This window comes from Peptostreptococcus stomatis DSM 17678 (assembly GCF_000147675.1).
Classification (GTDB): Bacteria; Bacillota; Clostridia; order Peptostreptococcales; family Peptostreptococcaceae; genus Peptostreptococcus; species Peptostreptococcus stomatis.
In genome coordinates this window covers 1-20,579 of the sequence record NZ_ADGQ01000008.1, presented here as the reverse complement: position 1 = coordinate 20,579, position 20,579 = coordinate 1, and the positions used below count along the sequence as shown (strand labels likewise).

The window sequence follows — 20,579 nt, the reverse complement described above, 5'->3', positions numbered from 1 at the left end:
ATAATTGCCTAAATCAGTTTTTAGACACTTATTCCTCATCCTCACCTAGGATCTTTACTTCTTCTTCAAGATGTACACCCTGACATTCATATACTGTAATCTTTACATGTTCAATCAGGTCTACTATATCCTTGGCACTTGCCTTATTATAGTTTATAACAAAACCAGAATGCTTGCTGGATACCTGGGCCCCACCTACAGATACACCCTTAAGGTCGGAATCTTGTATCAGCTTACCTGCGAAATATCCAGTTGGCCTCTTAAATGTACTACCTGCACTCGGGTACTCTAGTGGTTGTTTAGTCCTTCTCTGAAGGGCTAGGTCTTCCATTTTGGCCTTTATTTCAGCCTTGTCTCCTTTTTCCAGTGAGATTACTGCTGAAATAGCTATCCACCTTTCATCAGACAACCTACTATGCCTATAGCCAAAATTCATTTCTTCATTAGAGAATTCAACTACCTGACCCTCTTCATCCATCAACCTTACAGTCTTGACTATGTTCTTCATTTCACCGCCATAGGCACCTGCATTCATAGCTAGGGCACCACCTAGTGTTCCTGGTATGCCTGATGCAAACTCAAAACCTGTCAGAGATTCATTCATCACAGCCCTTCCTATAACCGATAGGAGGGCACCAGACTGGATTTCCACCTCTGTTCCCCTTATTTCAAAGTTGCTAAAGTTGTCTGATATCTCTATTACCAGACCCCTAAATCCACCATCTTTTATCAATATATTACTACCATTTCCCTTTACTAAAAATGGTGTTTCTAATTTATTAACCAGTTTAAAAATATTGCTTATTTCTTCCTCAGTTCTTGGCCTAACCAGAATATCGGCAGGACCACCAACCTTGAAGGATGTATGTCTATTCATTGGTTCATCTATATAAATTGATTTTTCATCTATAATTTGACTCAATAAATTATAAATTTCTTTTTTATCCATCTTATCCTCCTTTTAAAATATCTAATAATCTACCATCTTATATGATAACCAATACAGAAAAAAATAACAATAGTTTTTGGAAATTAATTATTTTTCATTATTTTTAATCGCCACAGTAAGCTTGTTTGAAAATTCAACTGCAGCATCATTTCCTAGTTGTCTTTGCCTATAGTTCATGGCAGCCACCTCTAGTATAAGGGCTGTATTCCTTCCTGGCCTTACTGGTACTACTAATTTTTCTATCTTTTCTCCTAGCATATACTCATAGTCCTTGTCTAAACCTAGTCTATCATAGTACTTCCCTGGTTTCCAGCTTTCTAAATATACTACCAGGTCAATTTTCTTTGACATATTCATGGCCCTTGCACCATAAAGACTCTGCACATCTATTATGCCTATCCCCCTGATTTCGAGGTAGTTTCTCAATATCTCTGGGGCTTGACCTACTACCAGGCCATCGTCTACCCTCTTTATCTCTACAGCATCGTCTGCTACCAACCTATTTCCATTTTGTATCAACTCCAAGGCTGTTTCTGACTTACCTATGCCACTTTCCCCCCTTATCAAGACACCAACCCCATTTACATCTACTAGTACACCATGGATTGTCTCCTGAGGGGCCATCTTGTCTTCAAGGTACCATGACAGCCTGTTTATAAACCTAGTTGTGGCAAGGTCAGTTGAACAAACTATGACATTGTGTTTTTCAGCATAATCATAGAATTCTTCCTTTAATTCAAGCCCTCTTGTCACTATTACCAGGGGCATATCGTGTGAAAAAAATTCATCAAGAGTCTTTTGCCTGTGCTTATGGGTAAAGTTTCCAAAGAATTTATATTCCGTCTTACCTATAATCTGTATTCTTTCAGAAGTGAAATAGTCAAAATATCCTGCCAGCTGAATACCCGGCCTGTTTAACTCTTTTTCTGTGATATATGTTTCTTCTGCCTTATTGTCCGGAGAAATTATCTCCTTTAATTTTAAATCGTCAATTAGTTTTCTTACTGTAATTTTTGACATCGTATTACCTTTCATTTTTACTTTTCGGTTCTTATATGGCCAATAAGACCTACCTCGTCCTATTTATGTACCTTAATATATCCTCTGCCAACCTTTCTGTTATACCATCTATAGCTACCAGGTCTTCCTTGTTGGCCCTCTTTATGTTATCAATATCTTTAAACCTATCCATCAAGACCCTCTTCCTCTTTGGTCCTATGCCGGGTATATCATCAAGGATTGACTTAGTCATCTTCTTGTCCCTCAGGCTCCTGTGGTAGGATATAGAATAGTTATGGACCTCTTCCTGGATGCCTGCCACAAACCTGTAGAGGCTAGTCGTCCTATCTAATTCAACAGTCTTATCTCCATTTAAAAGACCCTTGGTCCTATGCTTGTCATCCTTATACATGCCCCAAAGGGGTATATTTTCACCATTATCTTCCATCACCTTTTTTACAGCTGATACCTGGCCCTTACCACCATCCAACAAGATTAGGTCTGGTAGGTTACCGTGTTTTAATCTCCTATCCAAAACCTCTGCCATTGAGGCATAGTCATCTGGTCCCTCAACCGTCTTTATCTTAAATCTCCTATATTCCTTTTTATCCTTTACACCATTTGTGTAGACTACCATAGTTCCTATGGAATCAACCCCCTGGATATTAGATATATCGTAGGCCTCTATCCTCTGGAGATTTTTAGCGTCCAGGCCTAAAATTTTGGCCAACTCCTCAAGTGAACCAAGACTCTTCTCATATTTTTTCTTTTTCAAGTCGTCAAACTTTACCAGGTACTCGTCTGCATTCTTCCTAACCATCAAGACCAGGGCCCTCTTGTCCCCCCTCTTAGGAACCCTTATATTCACTGAAGCCCCTCTCTTGGATTCCAGAATTTCTTCCATTATCTCCATATCCAAGAATTCTTCTTCAACTATCAACTCTCTTGGTATATATTCCTGGGACATATAAAACTGCTTGATAAAAGACCCTAAAATTGTAGACCTGTCACTGTCCTTTACCCCTTCTAGCATAAAGTTCTCCCTGCCTGATACCTTTCCATTTCTTATGAAGAATACCTGAACACAGGCCTCTTGGTCAAGGTTGGCCATTGCTATAACATCCTGGTCGGAATCGTTTTGGACATTGGATATCTTCTGCTTTTCCATCACATCCTTAAGGCTGTTTATCTTGTCCCTATAGGATGCAGCCTCTTCAAAGTCCAGGTTCTGGGAGGCTAGCTTCATCTTTTCTTCCAAGATACCTACCAACTTATCTTCTTTACCAGATAAAAACAGGAGAATTTCATCTATCATATCCATGTATTCTTCCCTGGATACTATACCTGTACAGGGACCTATACACTTTTTAATATGGTAGTTGAGGCAGGGCCTCATACCAGTCCTGATCGCCTTGTCCATATCGATATTACAAGTCCTGATTGGGTAAATATTTCTTATTATATCAATTGTATCATTGACAGCAAATACATTTGAGTAGGGTCCAAAATACTTGGCCTTGTCTTTTAGTATCCTCCTGACCTTCAAGACTCTTGGATAGTCCTCATTTACAGTCACCTTTATATAGGGATAAGTCTTATCATCACGAAGGAGGATATTGTATTTTGGTTTGTATTTTTTTATAAGGTTGCACTCTAGTATTAAGGCCTCCAGTTCGGAATCCGTCATTATATACTCAAAGCTGGAAATATTTTTGACCATGGACCTGACCTTGTCAGAGTGGTTCTTTGAAGACCGAAAATACTGTCTAACCCTATTTTTTAAGGATACTGCCTTACCAACATATATCACATTGCCGTACCTGTCTTTCATTATATAAACACCCGGGCTGGCAGGCAGACTTTTCAGGTGCTCCTGTATATCAAACATCAATTAACCTCCTTCCTTTTTTAATTATCTATAATATTATAATTATACACCATTTTCACATTCCAAAAAAGTCTTCCTTGAATATTGTATCTAGCTTGTAGCCTATATCATACCTTCCTGCACTTTTTAATTTGTCTAGGATATGTACCCGTATATTTTTTATACAGCTGGGTAAACCTACTCTGGGACTTGTAGCCAACAGACCTGGAAACTTCACTAATACTCAAGCCTGTATTTAATAGCATATGCTCTGCCACATTTATTCTCTTTCTTTGTATATACTCCGTAATAGTCATATTGTACTTCGACTTAAAGCTCTCCTTTAACTTGGTCTTGCCCATTAAAGCTATCTCACATAAGAGGTCTTGAGATATCTGGCTGGCATAGTGGTCACTAATATAGGAGGCAACATTTTTCAAGGCATCATCATCTACCTGGTTTAGTTTTATCTTTTTATCCTCTTCAAAATAATAATTTAGTGTCAGCCTTAGCCACTCCTTGACCTTTATCTCATAAAACATCTCGCTGCCTGGACTGGTAGACCTGTATTCCAATATCTCATCAACTAGTTTACCTATATCCCTGGCGATAGGACTGTTATTCGAGTTTTGTAGGGCCTTGCGTAGCTTGTTTGGACTGATATTAAAATTTTCTGTCACATAGTCATTTATGAACTTTTTCTTGAACTCCACTCCTACAGAAAAATAGGGAAATCCCCCATGTAGGATAAACCTAAAGGTATAGTTCTCACGAAAACTTACAAATACCATATTGTCATTTACTGATAAATAGGGGGTTAGGCACTCTCCATGGGCAGCCTTTACAAATGATGACGTTACCTCAACTTCTGAATCCGAAGACATCTTATGGCATACCACCAGGTCTTTCTTTACCAAAAAATCATGAATATTAACGGAAAATAAATCGGTATCATAGAACCAATAGTATCCATCCATCTCATCTGACTTGATCCTATAAGTAACTCCCAGGTCAGAATACCTGCTTGACTTGTGCAACTTTTCAAAACCCATTTCTACTAAAAATTTTTCAAATTCATATGCCATATTCCCATCCCCCTCATATTTTTATCTCGATTAGCCATTTATTTTGTTTAGTCTTTCTTTTCTTATAAGTATTGAAATCGTTATCAATATAAGTTAATATTAGCTTGTAATAATTACTATTATATATTATATAAAGGAGGCTAACAATGAAATCCAAGAAAAAAAATTCTAAGATTAGTATTTCAGGGGTAGTCAACCAATATGGTGGAGACAAAAAATACTGCTACCCTCTATCCATCTTGATATCGTCATTTTCTGGTATAGTGGCTGTAATCCCCTACTACTTTGTATGGAAAATAGCCATGGAATTAATTACGAGCGACCAGGTAAATATTCGGCTAATTAAGACATATGCCCTATGGATCTTTATCAGCCAGGTTATAGGTATACTAACCGGACTCTTAAGTCAGGCTTTTTCACATCTTCTAGCCTTTAGGGTAGAAAAAAATATCAGGAAGAGGGCAGTTTCCCACCTGATGAAATTACCTATAGGTTATTTTGAAAATGAAGATTCAGGTAGGATCAGGAGGATGATAGATGATAACGCCTCAAAGACCCACAGCTTTATAGCCCATATTATGCCTGATATGGCTTCTGCTGTAGTCGTACCTATACTTATGATTGTGTTTATCCTTGTGGTAGATATTAAACTTGGGATTATCTGCCTACTGGGTATTGCCTTCGCCATGGCAAGTATGTCTATGATGATGGGACCTAAGACTAAAAAACTTATGGAAGAATATATGACCACATCAGAAAACCTGGGTATCAGCGGTGTAGAATTTATCAGGGGTATGCCTGTAGTCAAGGTTTTCAACCAAACTATCGAAAGTTTCCAAAAATTTTATTCGGTTATCATGGATTATGATGAAAAGGCCAAATTTTTTGTCAACTACTGTAAATTGCCAATGACTCTCTATACACTAGCCCTATACCTACCAACAATTCTAATAGGACCAATAACAATTATATTGATTAACGGAGCAGATCAACCACTTAAATTATTGACAAATTCTATCCTCTATATAATAATTTCCATGAACCTGCATTCCAGCCTGATGAGACTGGCAACCCTATCAGAATCCAGGAACCAGTTCGCAGTAACAATACAGAAGCTAGACACTATATTCGACCTAGACCCTATAAAAGAGTTCGACTATGATAAGAAGGATGAAAGTGGTATAGTATTCGACCAAGTGACTTATACATATCCTGGCAAGGACACTCCTGCCCTTTCTAATATAAGTATACACTTCGAAAAGAATAAGACCTATGCCCTGGTAGGCGAAAGTGGTTCTGGCAAGTCAACCCTTCTAAACCTTATAGGTCGTTTTTATGACATAGATAAAGGTCAAATAAGGCTAAATGGGGTCAATATAAAAAGTATAAAAGAAAGTGAACTTATGTCCAAATTGGCTATAGTATTCCAGGAAAATAAGCTCCTTAAAATGAGCCTAAGGGAAAATATCTGCATGGGACGTGACTATAGTGATGCTGAGATCACCAGTGCAATAGAAGCCAGTAGTTGCCAAAATATCTTGGCCAGGATGGATAATGGACTCGATACTATTATTGGTCAAAAGGGAACCTATATTTCCGGTGGAGAAGCCCAAAGAATCTCTATAGCCAGGGCGTTTTTAAAGGATGCTCCAATCCTCCTATTGGATGAAGCTACTGCCTTTGCCGATCCGGAAAATGAAAATAAAATCCTAAAGAGTCTAGAAAAACTAAAGGCCAATAAGACGACTATTATGATAGCCCACAGGCTAAATTCGATAAAAAACGTAGACGAGATAATTGTTATGAAGAAGGGTCAGATACTCGACAAGGGTAAACATGACTACCTGATTGATAACTGCCCATATTATAAAGACCTCTACAAGAATTATTCAAAGAGTATAGAATGGAGGGTATAAAATGAATAAATTTCTACAAAATAAATATTCACTCTCTCCTGAGGGTGCAAAAAAGATGTCAAAGGGAGTAATATATAGCGCACTCCTAAATATATCATTCATGCTACCAATGATGATAGTCTTCCTATTTTTGGATGAGAGCCTAAATATATATAAATTCCATACACAGGCTAGGTATACACCTATCTACTATATCATCCTGGTGCCCCTAACAATTGTATGCATATATCTTGCAAATAGACTCCAGTATGATAGCGTATATACTACTACATACACTGAAATAGCTAAAAAGAGGATTTCCCTATCAGAGCATATGAGAAAACTCCCCCTATCCTTCTTCAACAAGAGGGACCTATCTGACCTTACCGCCACTATAATGAGCGATATGGAAAGTATGGAGCATGCATATTCCCATTCAGTACCCCAATTCTATGGTAATATAATCTCTGTATGCCTGATAGGACTAATGATAGCTAGTATGAACGTCAAAATGGCTATTGCCCTTATGTGGCCCTTCCCTCTTGGACTAGCCCTGATATTTGCAGCTAGAAACAAGATGATAAGATTGGAAAAAATCCACCACGATGAAAAACTCAAGGTTTCTGACTCCATCCAGGAAATTCTGGAAAATATACTCCCTATCAAGGGTTACCAGAGACAGGAAAAAACCCTGGATGAATTTAAAATCCAATTAGATGAAGAAGAAGAAAAACATCTAAAGGCAGAGATATCTATCCCCCTTATGTTGGGACCAATTAGCTCCCTACTGAGGTTGGGCGTACTTTCATCAATTTTAGTTGGAATTGGACAATACACTAGTGGAGGCCTTAGCCTGGCCCAATACCTAGGACTACTAATCGCCTGCCTGGTTATTTACTCACCTATGGATGCCTGCCTGGCCTTTATCATAGAATTTATGCTGGTTCAGATTCCTAACGAAAGAATGAAAGAAATATTTAATGCAGAATTAATGACCGGCCAGGATGTAGATATAAATAACTTTGATATAGAGTTGAAAAATGTGACTTTTGGTTATGATGATACAATGGTTATCAAGGATGTTAGTTTCCTTGCTAAACAGGGTCAAACTACGGCCCTTGTAGGCCCATCAGGCTGTGGAAAGTCCACTTTGACAAAATTAATGCTGAGATTTTGGGATGTAAATTCCGGACAGATCAAGCTAGGTGGGGTAGACATCAGGGATATAGATCCCGAAAGCTTGTTAAAACACTATTCAATGGTATTCCAGGATGTCATCCTCTTTAATAACACTATTATGGAAAATATCAGAATAGGAAAGAAAAATGCCACAGACCAGGAGGTAATGGAGGCTGCCAAGATTGCCCAACTAGATGATTTTATCCAGACCCTACCAGATGGCTATATGACTAAAATTGGAGAAAACGGGGCCCTACTATCCGGCGGTGAAAGGCAGAGAATATCCATAGCCAGGGCTATCCTAAAGGATGCACCGATCATATTCCTGGATGAATCTACTTCCAGTGTCGATGCTGACAATGAAACCAAAATACAGGAAGCCTTATCTAAACTTATAAAAAATAAAACAGTGATAATAATAGCCCATAGGTTGAGGACTGTTGAAAATGCTGACCAGATAATTGTCCTTGATGAGGGTCGTATTGTAGAAGAAGGATCTTCAGATGAATTGATTGCAAATCAAGGCTTATTCTACAAACTATGGAAGACTCAGAAACAGTAAAAATTTATAGGAGGTAAAAAATGGATTTAAAAGATATCGTAAAAATAACTCTATTCGGTGTAATAGGTTTTGTGATTAGTATTGTAACAGGTCTGGCTACTAGTGCTTTGGGAATATATGGTCCCTTCATACACACATCAATAGGCAGCCTACTTACAGCTCCTATATTTATTATAATGTACAAAAAGATTCACAAGAAATCTTGCATCTTTTTATACTACTTGATATCAGGTCTTGCATATTCTGTAATGGGATTTTGGCCTATGCTTATTATCATGCTCCTATCTGGTATTGTTGGCGAAATAATTGCTGGAACTAAAAACAATTATGATGACGATAATGAATATAAGCGCATAGGACTTGCATTTGTAATTGCAGAAACAATATATTCACTGCATGGTTTCCTTTTCATACTTGTCCTGGGTACTCAAGGTCTAGTGAATCAATTCCCTAAGATGTTCACTCTTGAAAAGGCCCAGTGGATGCGTGACTTTTTCTTTAATCCTAGGAACTTTTTAATAATAATGTGTATACAGATAATTGCTTCTATTTTGGGTGTATTACTGGCAAAATATATACACAAAAAGTTCTTTGCCAAAAATATAAAGAATGGATCAATATTAGACTAATGAAAATTTCAGCAAAAAATAATAGGAGCTACTTTAAACCCATTACCATTTTTATCTTGATGGTACTTTTCTCCATATCTACCCTGATAGCAAATCAAAGCCTCTACCTGGCCATGCTTATCCTAGCAATCCTTATGGAGGTTCTTGTAATTAAAAAAGAAAGCCTAAAGAGTCTAGCCTGCTTACTCATTCTATTCTTGTTAGCCAAACTTATTAATATAGGATTAGAAATGGGGCATTGGACTGGAGCAATCTATATTATGTTACTTATTATGATAAAGCTTAGTCCCTTATTTATATTGGCAAAAATTTTTTCTAGTTATTCATCCAATATACTTATGGCGACTTTTAGGGAAATAGGGCTACCCCATAAATTATGTATAAGCATAGCCATATTTTTTAGGTTTCTGCCTGAGTTTTATGCTAGGCTTGGACAAATTCATGAAGGTGCTAAAACAAGGGGACTTGGATTTAATCTTATTCACCCTATACGTAGCTTTGAGATTTTTATTGTACCCCTTATGTACAAAGTATTGGATATTAGTGACATTCTGACTTGCTCTATAATTACTAAAGGAATAGACTACCCCTGTAAGAAGACAAATTACAGGAAATTCAAATTTTCTTACCTAGATACACTAGTCCTAGCTGTGGGATTTTTAATACTTGGAGGTTGTATATGGATAAAATACAAGAAAATATAATTAATATAGATGAAAAAAATGATAATATATTAAAGTCCCAAGAAAAGAACGTGCCTAATCTAGATAAAAACAGCATCATAGATATATCAATAGATGAATATTCCTATGGAGAAAATAAGATATTAGGGAAAATCAACCTAAATATTAAAAAAGGTCAATGTATACTAATATCTGGCCTGTCAGGCTGTGGTAAGACAACCCTACTGAGAACAATCAATGGCCTTATACCATATTTTTATGAAGGTAATCTTAGAGGTTCTATCTATCTAAATGGTAAAGATATCTCTAGTTTCTTAAACGGAGAAATTGCTAAATACATGGGCAATGTCTTTCAAAACCCCAAGGACCAGTTCTTTTCTACTATAGCAGAAGATGAAATAGCCCTGGTTGGAGAAAATCTTGGTATGGATCATTCTGAACTAGTAAAAAAAGTTGATCAAGCCATCTCATTTATGAATCTTGATTCCATTAGAAATATGTCAGTTTTCGACCTATCAGGTGGACAAAGGCAAAGGGTAGCTATTGCCTCTACCCTAATCTATGATACGGATGTAATAATATTTGATGAACCATCAGCTAGTTTAGACTATTCATCTATAAAAGACCTAGAAAAGGCTCTTTTAAAACTAAAAAACTTAGGCAAAACTATAATAATAGCAGAACACAGACTATACTATTTAAAAAATATTTTTGATAAATTACTTATAATGAAAGATGGTAAAATAGGCAATATTTATGAAAGAGAAAAAGTTAGTGAAGATATTATTAAAGAAAATAATTTACGTTGTCTTGATGAAGATAAACTGCTTACTAAAACCAGAATACCTAGCAAATATACCAATGAAGAATCCTTTTTTGATGACTACTTAGAAGTCAAAAATCTATGTGTAGAAATTGGCAAAAAATGCCTTATAAAAGATGTCAATTTTAATATTTCAAGAGGTGAATGTATGGCTATACTAGGTAAAAATGGTATAGGAAAGACTAGCTTATCTAGGCAACTATCAGGTCTCCTACCAATAAGGTCTGGCTTTACCAGCTACGGAAAAAATAAAAAAGAAAGACTTAAAAATTCTTATTTTATTATGCAGGATGCCTCGTCTCAGTTGTTTTCCCATACTATCGAACATGAGCTAATACCTAGAAATAAGTTAAAAGACCAAGAATATTTATCTAGGGTAAAAGGGCTCTTAATTAACCTAGACCTATGGAATAAAAGGAGTTTAAGACCTCAAGAATTATCCGTTGGAGAAAAACAGAGATTGACACTCATACTAGGACTACTGAGTGAACGAAAGCTTCTAATACTAGATGAACCCTCTGCAGGATTAGATTTTTTAAGGATGGATATGGTAGCCAAGGAAATTGAGAAAAAAAAAGAAAGTCAACCTATTATTCTTATAACTCATGATATGGAACTACTATCCAAAGTTGCAGATACTGTCTTGTTCTTGGATAATAACGAAAATAGAAAACTTCCTATCTATGGTAATGAAAACCTTGTAAAAAGCTTTATTAAAAGTTCTTTTTAACACTCAAATACAAAAATGAGGACTAATCTATAAAAATAGTCTCCAACAAAATTGGGAGCCAGCATTCTAGTCCGAACGACTGGATGCTGGCTCCCTTTTACTACCTATTAAATTCTTAAATCTACTACCTTAACTCAGCCCCAAGTCTTGCCTTTAGCTCTGCTAAGATCTTGTCATGTACAGCAACCACATCGTCATCTGTCAATGTCTTGTCTAAACTCCTATATACTAGTGAATAGGCAACTGACTTGTAGCCCTGACCTATCTGGTCTCCCTTGTATACATCAAATAACTTACAAGCTTCTACCAGGCCACCAGCATTATCCATGATAACCTCTTCTATAGCTGCAACCTCTACCTCGTTCTTAACCACTAGAGCTATATCCCTGGTAATAGCCGGATACTTAGGTAGGGACTTGAATACTATTGTATCGTTAGCCAGACTATACACTGTATCAAGGTCTATCTCAGCTATGTATACCCTCTTGCCTATACCATAATTGTCTAGGACTTCAGGATGGATTTCACCAATTGTACCTAGGAACTTGTTGTCACACAAGATGTCTGCACACCTACCTGGGTGGAAGGATGTATTATTCTTGTCTGCCAGATACCTATGTCCTCTAAGACCAACCCTTTCAAATATTTTTTCAACCATACCCTTTAATACAAAGAAATCCACACCATCACCGTACATTCCTATACAGATCCTTGTTTCTTCAACCCCTGCCATATCATCTGGGGTAAATACATGACCACATTCAAATATAGCTAGCTGGTCTATATTACGAGATGAATTAGTGTAAACTACATCTAGCATATTTGGTATCAGAGTAGTCCTCATTATAGATGTGTCTTCACCAAGTGGGTTTATCAATTTAACTACATCTCTTAACTTAGAATCCTGTGGTACCCTAATCTTGTCTAGACCCTTAGGGCTTACAAATGAATATGTCAAGGTTTCATATAGGCCACAAGCTAGGGCTGTATCCTTAACCCTTTCCAAGTACTTCTGCTTGTCAGTCTTTACACCGGCTGTTGAATTCCCCTGCAACTGAACGGATGGTATATTTTCAAAACCATAGATTCTAGCTATTTCCTCAAATATATCCGCTTCCTGTTCTATATCCAACCTGAAGCTTGGTACTTCAAGTATTAGTTCATCTTCTGAAACTAAATTGCACTTAAATTCTAAGTCTTCAAGGATTCCACAGAACTTGTCCATAGGTATATCTATGCCTATCCTGGCATTTATCCTCCTTGGGCTTACTGTGATAGTTTGAAGAGGCTTAACCTCTGGATACTCGTCAACCTTGCCTCTCATAACCTTACCTGCACCAAGTATTTCAACTAGCTGGGCAGCTCTTTCTAGGGCTAATTCAGCATTATCCAAAGAAACTCCCTTTTCAAACCTAGAAGATGATTCCGACCTTAGGCCTAGTTTCTTGGATGACTTCCTGATATTTTCACGGTTGAATACTGCAGACTCAAACATAATCTCTACAGTATCATCCTTTATACCTGATTCAAGGCCACCCATTATACCTGCTACACCCAGTGTCTTTTCACCATTAGTAATCATCAACATTTCTGGGTCAAGCCTTCTTTCCTGGCCATCAAGTGTGGTAAATACTTCACCTTCCTTGGCATTTCTAACCACAATCTTTTTGTTTCCTATCTCCCTCATATCAAAGGCATGCATAGGCTGACCCATCTCTAGCATTACAAAGTTAGTGATATCGACGATATTGTTTATAGGTCTTACGCCTGCTTCTATCAGTCTTCTTTGCATCCAGTATGGAGATTTTTCTATCTTTACATCTGTTACCCTTCTTGCCAGGTACCTAGAACACAAGTCCGGGTTTTCTATCTTGATTTCTACATCTATTTCCCTGTCTGATTCTTCTTTTACATTTACCTCTGGGTACTTAGTCTTAGTACCTAAAGTTACGGCCGCTTCCCTGGCTATACCTATCATACACCTACAGTCTGGTCTGTTTGATGTCAATTCAAAGTCTATGACAGCATCATTCAAACCCAGGACTTCCTTAATATCCATACCAGGTACATATGATTCTTCCATGTCTAGTATATAGATACCATTTTTCTTATAGTCGTCAACGAACTTCTCGTCTATACCCAACTCATTAGAAGAGCACATCATACCATTTGATTCTACCCCTCTAAGCTGGCCATTTTTTATAGTCACCCCTCCTGGTAGCTTGGCACCATCAAGGGCTACTGGTATAAAGTCTCCCTCAGATACATTTTTTGCTCCTGTAACTATCTGGACAGGCTGGTCCTTGCCAACTTCTACCTGGGCAACCACTAACTTGTCAGCATCTGGGTGACCCTCTATCTTTAAAATTTTACCTACCACTACATTTGATATGTCCTGGCCATAGTACTCTACCGTTTCAGTCTTAGTACCTGTCATGGTCATCTTGTCACCAAATGTCTGGGCATCAAGGTCTATATCAACATAATCTCTTAACCATTTTAATGAAACTAACATATTACTACCTCCTATTAGAACTGGTCCAAGAACCTAACGTCATTTTCAAACATAAGCCTGATATCGTCGATTCCATACTTCAACATACCTAGTCTTTCTACACCCATACCCGCAGCAAAGCCAGAGTAAACTTCCGGGTCTATGCCACAATTTCTAAGTACGTTAGGGTGAACCATACCTGCTCCAAGTATCTCTATCCAACCTTCTCCCTTACAAACAGGACAACCTGCACCACCACACTTGAAGCATGACACGTCTATTTCTGCACTTGGCTCTGTAAATGGGAAGTTATGAGGTCTGAACTTAGTTTTTGTCTCTGGTCCAAACAGCTTCTTTACGAAGGTTTCCATAGTCCCCTTAAATTCTGTAAATGTAATGTCCTTACCTACTACCAATACCTCTATCTGGTGGAACATTGGTGAATGGGTAGCATCTGGACTATCACTTCTAAAACACCTACCTGGCACTATTATCTTTAGTGGCAAGTCATTGTTCTTCACAGCCTCTTCCATAGTCCTAACCTGGACTGGAGATGTCTGAGTCCTTAGAAGGATGTCTTCAGTGATATAGAAAGTATCCGTCATATCCCTAGATGGGTGGTCCTTTGGTGCATTAAGGGCATCAAAGTTATTCCTAACTGTCTCTATTTCTGGGCCTTCAGCTATTGAAAAGCCCATACCCATAAATATTTCTGTAACCTCATCTACCATCTTACTGATAATATGCTTCTTGCCAACCTTAAATTCCTTACCTGGCATAGTTACATCTATCTTTTCCATTTCTAGTTTTTTCTCTAGCATGGCAGACTTGATGCTTTCCTTTTTCTCAGCAATACCTTCTGTAATCATTTCCCTGATTTCATTTCCCAGTTTACCAATTATAGGTTTTTCATCTGCTGACAACTTGCCCATTTCCTTTAGTATTTTTGTCAACTCACCCTTTTTACCAAGCAGGTCAACCCTTAATTTTTCAACTTCTTCTAGGTTACCAGCCGACTTTATCTGTTCTTCAGCTAACTTTTTAAGATTTTTCAATTTTTCTTGCATATCCAACATTCCTTTCATATATATTTTTGAATATAAAAAAGACCTTCCATCCATAGGGACGAAAGGTCTGAAATCGCGGTACCACCCTAATAGTTTGTGTATATACCACAAACCACCTCAAAAGTTTAACGCACATAACGTTCCGACCTACTATTAATTCAGCCGGACTGCTCCGGAGTGAACTTCAAATAATACAACAAATAGTTTTTCACCAACCAACTACTCTCTGGCTTGCATGTACTAGCCTACTTTTCTCCTTCAAAGCATTTACTTATAATCTTTTTAATAAGTCTAATTTTATCAGACTATTTGAAAAAATTCAAGTTTTTATATGAATTTATTTGTCGCTCTTCTGGTAAAGTTTTCCCTAACCATGGCAACGTGTGACAAAAATTCCTCGTCATCAAAGTACTTTGCCCCCTGAGGACACTTCCTGATACAGGCCTGACACTTGATACAGATACCAACCACATCAGAATAGTCATCCTTACTGATACTCGACATTGGACAGACCCTGTAGCATATGCCACACTGGTCACACTTAGAGGCATCAGTCTTTGGCTTGGCCTTTAGGAACTTGGCTGGACTTCCATCCACTTTTAGGGGTACATAGTAGGGCTCCGGCTCATAGTCATCTGCCAATCTAATAAAGTCAAGTTTATCAGACCTAAGCTTATCTGCAAGGCCATCTACAAAGTCCTTATATTCCTTGAGATCCTGGTCATCAGGCCTACCCCTGCCTATGTCGTCTGAAAAGGCATGTCTGGCAACCAGACTTGCCCCGGCCAGGACGGAAAAACCTGCCCCCTGACAGACCGACCTCAGCTCATTTAAGGCATCTCCAGGACTCCTATTACCATATACTACCATAGGAAGAGCATAGGCCCCCTTGGATACAAGACAGGTCCTAAGGTCCCCAACAATCTTATTCGGTAGCCTGCTGGCATATACCGGACTGGTTATAAATACCAGGTCTCCCTGGACAAATTCATGGACCTCTTGTCTATTAGTCAAACTAGTCAAATCAATTTTTTCAATGTCTAGACCCAAAATTTCTGCCATCATACCACTAATCCTTAGGCATATATCCTTACATCCACCAGTCGGACTAAAATAAACTGCAAAAATTCTCTTAATTGGATTTTCCAAATCTCATCCCTCCAGCATTTAATTGTTTTATTCTAGTCTGTTATCAACTTAGTAAGTGGCTTACCTGCTAGTAGGTGGTAGTGGATATGTGGTACTTCCTGGCCCCCATCTTTACCACAATTATTAATTACCCTATAGCCACTTTCAGCAAAGCCTTCCAGGACTGCTATCTTCCTGATAGCCCTGTGGATATCTGCTATTATATCCATTTCTTCCATTGGTACATCTTCTAGGCTGGCATAGTGCTTCTTAGGAACAACTAAAATATGAACAGGTGTAACTGGGCTCATATCCCTAAAGGCTACTACCTTATCATCTTCGTACACCATATTTGTTGGTATATCCCCATTTGCTAGCTTACAAAAAATACAATCCATATCCTTACCTCCACATTTTATCTTGTTTTATTTCTTTCAAAATATCTCAAATTAAGACATACTAGGGGCCGGCTATTAAGTCTAACCTCTTCTTTAATTCCTAGTAGTTAAGCTTTACAGCTGTCCCTGAGCAAGTCACCATCAACATACCATTGTCAGCTCCCAATACTTCATAGTCCATCTTTACACCTATAACTGCATCGGCACCCAAGGCCTTGGCCCTTTCTTCTAATTCCTTTAGGGCATTTTCCCTAGCAGTCATCAGTTCTTCTTCATATCCTTGACTCCTTCCACCAAAGATATTTCTTAGGCCTGCACCGATATCCTTAAATATATTGATACCAGTGATTACCTCACCAAATACTATACCTAGATAGGCATCAACATTTCTTCCTTCTACTTTTCCAGTTGTTGTTATAATCATAATGCTTTCCTCCCTTTATATTAATTCTGCCAGCAAAATCCCTTACACTAGGCCTGCTATGCAGTAATCATCACAAATTTCTTCAATCCTTACCGGCAAGATTTGCCCCCTTATATCCAGGTCTGACCTGACCTTAATCCTCATATAGTTATCAGTCAAGCCCTCGTAATATCCATCCTTGTCAACCTCTTCAAATAGGACCTTGAGGTCTGTATTTATAAACTGGTCGGCAAAAAGCTTAAAATTCTTTGTCGACAGGGCAAGCAAGGAATCGCTCCTCATCTGCTTCATCTGAGGATCTACCTGGTCTTCCATGACGGCTGCCGGGGTCCCCTTCCTAGGCGAATACTTAAATACATGCATATGCATTAGCTTTAGGTCCTTTAAGTAGGCAAGCGTCTGGGAAAATTCCTCATTGGTCTCGCCTGGAAAACCTACTATGACATCTGTAGTCAAAGATACCCTGGGTATCCTGGCCCTAAGATTGTCAACTGTCCTCTTGTAGTCTTCTGTAGTGTACCTCCTATTCATCCTCTTTAAGGTAGCATCGCAGCCACTCTGAAGTGATAGGTGGTAGTGGGGAACCAACTTATCAATCTTGCTGATCTGGTCTATAAAGTCCTCTGTAAAGAGTACTGGCTCTACAGAACTTAGCCTTATCCTCTCTATACCTTCAACCTTATTTACATCCTTTATCACAGTAAGTATATCTATATCTTCATCCAGGTCCCTACCATAAGAAGCTACGTGAATCCCAGTTAGGACTACCTCCTTATAACCATTGGCAGCCAACTTTTCTATTTCTTCTATGATACTCTGCCTATCCCTAGACCTGATCCTTCCTCTTGCATAGGGGATTATACAGTAACTACAATACCTATCGCAACCATCCTGAATCTTTATAAAGGCCCTGGTCTTACCATTTGTCTGGCTAATTTCTATCTCTTCAAACTCCCTGACCTTCATAATATCGTCAACAGTGCTGACCTTGGAATTAGAATCTATCTTGTCAACCTTGTCTACAATAGTCCTCCTGTCATTGGTTCCCATTACCAGGTTTACATCCTCTATATCCAGGATTTCCTCTGGCGAAACCTGGGAATAGCAACCTACAACAGCTATTATAGAATTTGGATTTTTCTTTTTCACACGCCTAATATACTGTCTAGACTTCCTGTCGGACATATGGGTTACTGTACAGGTATTTATAACATATACGTCTGCATAGTCCTCACTACCTACATTTTCATAACCATTTTTTTCAAACATTTCAAGCATTGCTTCGGTCTCATATTGGTTGACCTTACAGCCCAATGTATAAAATGCCACTTTCTTCAAATTAACTTCCTCCTATATCGCCCAGCTCATATAGTGTTATGGCTGTAGCTACAATGGATGCAGTCTCCGTCCTGAATATCCTAGGCCCCATAGTTACAGAAGCTATACCAGCCTCCTTGACCATGTCATTTTCTTCTTGAGTGAATCCACCTTCTGGTCCTATAAATATACCAACCCTGACCTCATCCTTTTTGTCTATTATATTTTTCACTAGGTCAGTCTGCAAGGCTTCCTTGATACCCAGGCTCTTTTCATCCTCATATGGGCATATATTTATATCATTTTTCCCCATATCTTCAAGTGCCTCTTCAAAGGATAATATCCCCCTTAGTTTGGGTATAAGGCCCCTCTTACACTGTTTGGCAGCCTCGTATATAATCCTTTCCCAGCGGTCAAACTTTTTGTCGGCCTTGTCTCCCTTTATATTTACAACAGACCTCCTGGTATTTACAAGGACTATCTCATCCACACCAGCCTCTGTCAATTTTTGCAGGATAATTTCCATCTTAGTTGATTTTGGTAAACCCTGGTATAGGCTGACCCTAACCCTCGACTCCCTGTTAATATCTATTTCTTCTACTATAGACAGGTTGATTCTAGTCTTATCTATAGACTCAATCCTACATAAATATTCATGCTTATTGGAGTCACATACCTCTATCTCGTCGCCCTGGTCATACCTCAAGACCTTGCTGATGTGTTTGACATCTTCCCCCTCTATATAAAGGGTTTTGTCACCTAAATTAAGTTGACCTGGTTCCACAAAAAACCTATCCATACCTTCTCCTACCTAGCAATTACACAGGCCCATTCGCCCTTCTTTTCTACACTTACTACTTCGAAACCATTTTCTTCAAGGCTAGCAACCACATCATCTACCTTAGCCAATATTATACCAGAAGATATAAAAATGCCCCCTTCTTTCAAGAAGTTTTTTACATCCTTGGCTAGGATAATTATAATATCAGCTATTATATTAGCTACTACAATATCTGCCTTCCTATTCTTATCCATATCATCTGCCAGGTTACCTTCCATAGCAAGCATAATATCCTGTACACCATTCATAAGTATATTTTCATTGGCCACCTTGACTGCTACAGCATCTATATCTATACCAACTACATCCTTGGCCCCCAATTTCGCTGCTACAATCCCCAAAATACCACTTCCACAACCTATATCAAAGACTGTAGAATCCTTGTCCACATACTTTTCCAGGTTGGCTATACACATACTTGTAGTCTCATGGCTACCAGTACCAAAGGCCATACCCGGGTCCATCCTGATAACTATATCATCACCCGATGGCTCATAGTCTTCCCACTCAGGTTTTATTACTATATTCTTACCTATCCTTGTAGGCTTATAGTACTGCTTCCAATTGTTAGCCCAATCTTCTTCCTTTACCGAATCAGTATAAACCCTACCCGGACCTATATCAATCCCGTAATCAGTCAATTTTTTTACCTCTTGACTGATTATTGAAATAAAACCTTCTACATCTTTTTCTTCAGAAATATAGGTTTTTATCCTGACAGAATCATCTCCATCAGCCCTCTGGAACAATTCTTCTTCTGCATAGTCCCAATCATATTCATGGGCCTTTTGGAAGAAAAAGTCCTTTGGATCGTCTATCATAGCACCCTGGGCACCATGCTCATATAATATATTTGTAATGGCCTCTACAGCCTCAGTTGTAGTCTCTATGGTAACTTCTATCCATGTATCGCTCATGCCAAACCTCCTAGTATCTGTATCTTTTTATTATATCATTTTTTCCAGGCAAATAAAAGGAGATTAGGTTAAGACATCATACAGCAATCTACTTGTATCTTTATTACATTTATACTCTTGTGATATATATAAATAAAAATACCCTCCAGGGAAATCCCCTGGAGAGCTTTTCATACTATCTTTATATCACATTTTCTATAATATTTATTATTTACTTTTCTACTTACCAGCTAAATCTAACATTATACTATTTGGTAGGTACTTTTCTCCACCTATAGCTGTAATGCTAGTCAAGTAAGACTCTTCTATATACTTCTTAACTACAGCATTAGTCTTCTTGTTTCTTGATGCCAGTAATGTTGGCCTATTGTACTTACCAGATACTGGTGATATAACTAGAGCATCTGCGAATTCTTCACCTGATGCTATAAAGGCTTCCTTACTATCCCTAAACTTAGACTTGGCTATGGCAACTGATGTTTCATACCTGTCCTTACCTGCCATTCTTTCCAAGACTCCTGGAAGCTTGGCTTCTGTAGACTTAGATATTGTGTTAGTTCCACCTGCTATATAAGTCTTCTTGATGTCTAGG

Annotated in this window: 18 protein-coding genes and 1 other annotated feature; of the genes, 5 read left to right on the top strand and 13 right to left on the bottom strand. The window is 38.2% G+C overall.

Translation table 11 applies throughout. From position 1 onward, the window contains the following. Positions 1-28: 28 nt before the first annotated feature. From murB to HMPREF0634_RS01095, 4 genes are all read right to left on the bottom strand, one after another. On the bottom strand, positions 29-949 hold the full coding sequence (gene murB, locus HMPREF0634_RS01110; protein ID WP_007788221.1) for a UDP-N-acetylmuramate dehydrogenase: 921 nt from the start codon (positions 947-949) through the stop codon (positions 29-31). Positions 950-1,036: 87 nt separating this feature from the next. Further along, the gene (gene hprK / locus HMPREF0634_RS01105) at positions 1,037-1,969 is read right to left on the bottom strand and encodes an HPr(Ser) kinase/phosphatase (protein ID WP_007788230.1); all 933 of its coding nucleotides are present in this window, start codon (positions 1,967-1,969) and stop codon (positions 1,037-1,039) included. Positions 1,970-2,018: 49 nt separating this feature from the next. Further along, entirely contained in the window at positions 2,019-3,836 is a 1,818-nt protein-coding gene (gene uvrC / locus HMPREF0634_RS01100; protein WP_007788225.1) for an excinuclease ABC subunit UvrC, read from the bottom strand. A gap of 107 nt (positions 3,837-3,943) precedes the next feature. Then, on the bottom strand, positions 3,944-4,900 hold the full coding sequence (locus HMPREF0634_RS01095) for a helix-turn-helix domain-containing protein (RefSeq protein WP_007788204.1): 957 nt from the start codon (positions 4,898-4,900) through the stop codon (positions 3,944-3,946). 146 nt (positions 4,901-5,046) lie between these two features. Here HMPREF0634_RS01095 and HMPREF0634_RS01090 point away from each other — a divergent pair, with 146 nt between their 5' ends. The 5 genes from HMPREF0634_RS01090 to HMPREF0634_RS01070 are packed head-to-tail and all read left to right on the top strand — an operon-like array spanning position 5,047 to position 11,401. Further along, a complete protein-coding gene (locus HMPREF0634_RS01090; RefSeq protein ID WP_007788240.1) occupies positions 5,047-6,816 on the top strand; it encodes an ABC transporter ATP-binding protein in 1,770 nt (589 codons plus the stop codon). 1 nt (position 6,817) lies between these two features. Continuing rightward, a complete protein-coding gene (locus HMPREF0634_RS01085) occupies positions 6,818-8,536 on the top strand; it encodes an ABC transporter ATP-binding protein (RefSeq protein WP_007788237.1) in 1,719 nt (572 codons plus the stop codon). A gap of 20 nt (positions 8,537-8,556) precedes the next feature. Next, positions 8,557-9,165 carry an MptD family putative ECF transporter S component gene (locus tag HMPREF0634_RS01080; protein ID WP_007788206.1) on the top strand — a complete coding sequence of 203 codons (609 nt, stop codon included), beginning with the start codon at positions 8,557-8,559 and terminating at the stop codon, positions 9,163-9,165. Next, a complete protein-coding gene (locus tag HMPREF0634_RS01075; protein WP_007788223.1) occupies positions 9,165-9,869 on the top strand; it encodes an energy-coupling factor transporter transmembrane component T family protein in 705 nt (234 codons plus the stop codon). The genes HMPREF0634_RS01080 and HMPREF0634_RS01075 overlap by 1 nt, the downstream gene beginning before the upstream one ends. Then, positions 9,845-11,401, top strand: a complete 1,557-nt coding sequence (locus tag HMPREF0634_RS01070) for an ABC transporter ATP-binding protein (protein WP_007788219.1) — start codon at positions 9,845-9,847, stop codon at positions 11,399-11,401. The genes HMPREF0634_RS01075 and HMPREF0634_RS01070 overlap by 25 nt, the downstream gene beginning before the upstream one ends. Positions 11,402-11,525: 124 nt before the next feature. Here the strand turns inward: HMPREF0634_RS01070 and pheT are convergent, their stop codons facing one another. From pheT to HMPREF0634_RS01025, 9 genes are all read right to left on the bottom strand, one after another. Then, positions 11,526-13,916 (bottom strand): phenylalanine--tRNA ligase subunit beta, encoded by a 2,391-nt coding sequence (pheT, locus tag HMPREF0634_RS01065; protein ID WP_007788227.1) that lies wholly within the window; start codon positions 13,914-13,916, stop codon positions 11,526-11,528. Between the two features lie 14 nt (positions 13,917-13,930). Further along, complete coding sequence (pheS, locus tag HMPREF0634_RS01060; protein WP_040565582.1) at positions 13,931-14,962, bottom strand: phenylalanine--tRNA ligase subunit alpha; 1,032 nt, start codon at positions 14,960-14,962, stop codon at positions 13,931-13,933. Between the two features lie 51 nt (positions 14,963-15,013). Continuing rightward, positions 15,014-15,233 (bottom strand) — a binding site (T-box leader). A gap of 56 nt (positions 15,234-15,289) precedes the next feature. Continuing rightward, positions 15,290-16,111, bottom strand: coding sequence for an EFR1 family ferrodoxin (locus HMPREF0634_RS01055; protein WP_007788236.1), 822 nt, complete (start codon positions 16,109-16,111; stop codon positions 15,290-15,292). A gap of 32 nt (positions 16,112-16,143) precedes the next feature. Continuing rightward, complete coding sequence (locus HMPREF0634_RS01050) at positions 16,144-16,488, bottom strand: histidine triad nucleotide-binding protein (protein ID WP_007788215.1); 345 nt, start codon at positions 16,486-16,488, stop codon at positions 16,144-16,146. Positions 16,489-16,588: 100 nt separating this feature from the next. Beyond that, positions 16,589-16,912, bottom strand: a complete 324-nt coding sequence (locus HMPREF0634_RS01045) for a putative heavy metal-binding protein (protein WP_007788234.1) — start codon at positions 16,910-16,912, stop codon at positions 16,589-16,591. Between the two features lie 42 nt (positions 16,913-16,954). Continuing rightward, positions 16,955-18,250: a tRNA (N(6)-L-threonylcarbamoyladenosine(37)-C(2))-methylthiotransferase MtaB gene (gene mtaB, locus HMPREF0634_RS01040; RefSeq protein ID WP_007788195.1), complete on the bottom strand. Its 1,296-nt coding sequence runs from the start codon at positions 18,248-18,250 to the stop codon at positions 16,955-16,957. Between the two features lies 1 nt (position 18,251). After that, positions 18,252-19,028 (bottom strand): 16S rRNA (uracil(1498)-N(3))-methyltransferase, encoded by a 777-nt coding sequence (locus HMPREF0634_RS01035; RefSeq protein WP_007788197.1) that lies wholly within the window; start codon positions 19,026-19,028, stop codon positions 18,252-18,254. A gap of 8 nt (positions 19,029-19,036) precedes the next feature. Next, positions 19,037-19,987 (bottom strand): 50S ribosomal protein L11 methyltransferase, encoded by a 951-nt coding sequence (prmA, locus tag HMPREF0634_RS01030; RefSeq protein WP_007788198.1) that lies wholly within the window; start codon positions 19,985-19,987, stop codon positions 19,037-19,039. Between the two features lie 219 nt (positions 19,988-20,206). After that, positions 20,207-20,579 (bottom strand): cell wall-binding repeat-containing protein (locus HMPREF0634_RS01025; RefSeq protein WP_007788212.1); only part of this gene is annotated, 373 nt, incomplete at its 5' end.

What these genes read in the sequence shown, in the direction of transcription:
- murB (WP_007788221.1), bottom strand. Translation starts at nt 949, where the DNA reads ATGGATAAAAAAGAAATTTATAATTTATTGAGTCAAATTATAGATGAA.
- hprK (WP_007788230.1), bottom strand. Translation starts at nt 1,969, where the DNA reads ATGTCAAAAATTACAGTAAGAAAACTAATTGACGATTTAAAATTAAAG.
- uvrC (WP_007788225.1), bottom strand. Translation starts at nt 3,836, where the DNA reads ATGTTTGATATACAGGAGCACCTGAAAAGTCTGCCTGCCAGCCCGGGT.
- HMPREF0634_RS01095 (WP_007788204.1), bottom strand. Translation starts at nt 4,900, where the DNA reads ATGGCATATGAATTTGAAAAATTTTTAGTAGAAATGGGTTTTGAAAAG.
- HMPREF0634_RS01090 (WP_007788240.1), top strand. Translation starts at nt 5,047, where the DNA reads ATGAAATCCAAGAAAAAAAATTCTAAGATTAGTATTTCAGGGGTAGTC.
- HMPREF0634_RS01085 (WP_007788237.1), top strand. Translation starts at nt 6,818, where the DNA reads ATGAATAAATTTCTACAAAATAAATATTCACTCTCTCCTGAGGGTGCA.
- HMPREF0634_RS01080 (WP_007788206.1), top strand. Translation starts at nt 8,557, where the DNA reads ATGGATTTAAAAGATATCGTAAAAATAACTCTATTCGGTGTAATAGGT.
- HMPREF0634_RS01075 (WP_007788223.1), top strand. Translation starts at nt 9,165, where the DNA reads ATGAAAATTTCAGCAAAAAATAATAGGAGCTACTTTAAACCCATTACC.
- HMPREF0634_RS01070 (WP_007788219.1), top strand. Translation starts at nt 9,845, where the DNA reads ATGGATAAAATACAAGAAAATATAATTAATATAGATGAAAAAAATGAT.
- pheT (WP_007788227.1), bottom strand. Translation starts at nt 13,916, where the DNA reads ATGTTAGTTTCATTAAAATGGTTAAGAGATTATGTTGATATAGACCTT.
- pheS (WP_040565582.1), bottom strand. Translation starts at nt 14,962, where the DNA reads ATGCAAGAAAAATTGAAAAATCTTAAAAAGTTAGCTGAAGAACAGATA.
- HMPREF0634_RS01050 (WP_007788215.1), bottom strand. Translation starts at nt 16,488, where the DNA reads ATGGATTGTATTTTTTGTAAGCTAGCAAATGGGGATATACCAACAAAT.
- HMPREF0634_RS01045 (WP_007788234.1), bottom strand. Translation starts at nt 16,912, where the DNA reads ATGATTATAACAACAACTGGAAAAGTAGAAGGAAGAAATGTTGATGCC.
- HMPREF0634_RS01035 (WP_007788197.1), bottom strand. Translation starts at nt 19,028, where the DNA reads ATGGATAGGTTTTTTGTGGAACCAGGTCAACTTAATTTAGGTGACAAA.
- prmA (WP_007788198.1), bottom strand. Translation starts at nt 19,987, where the DNA reads ATGAGCGATACATGGATAGAAGTTACCATAGAGACTACAACTGAGGCT.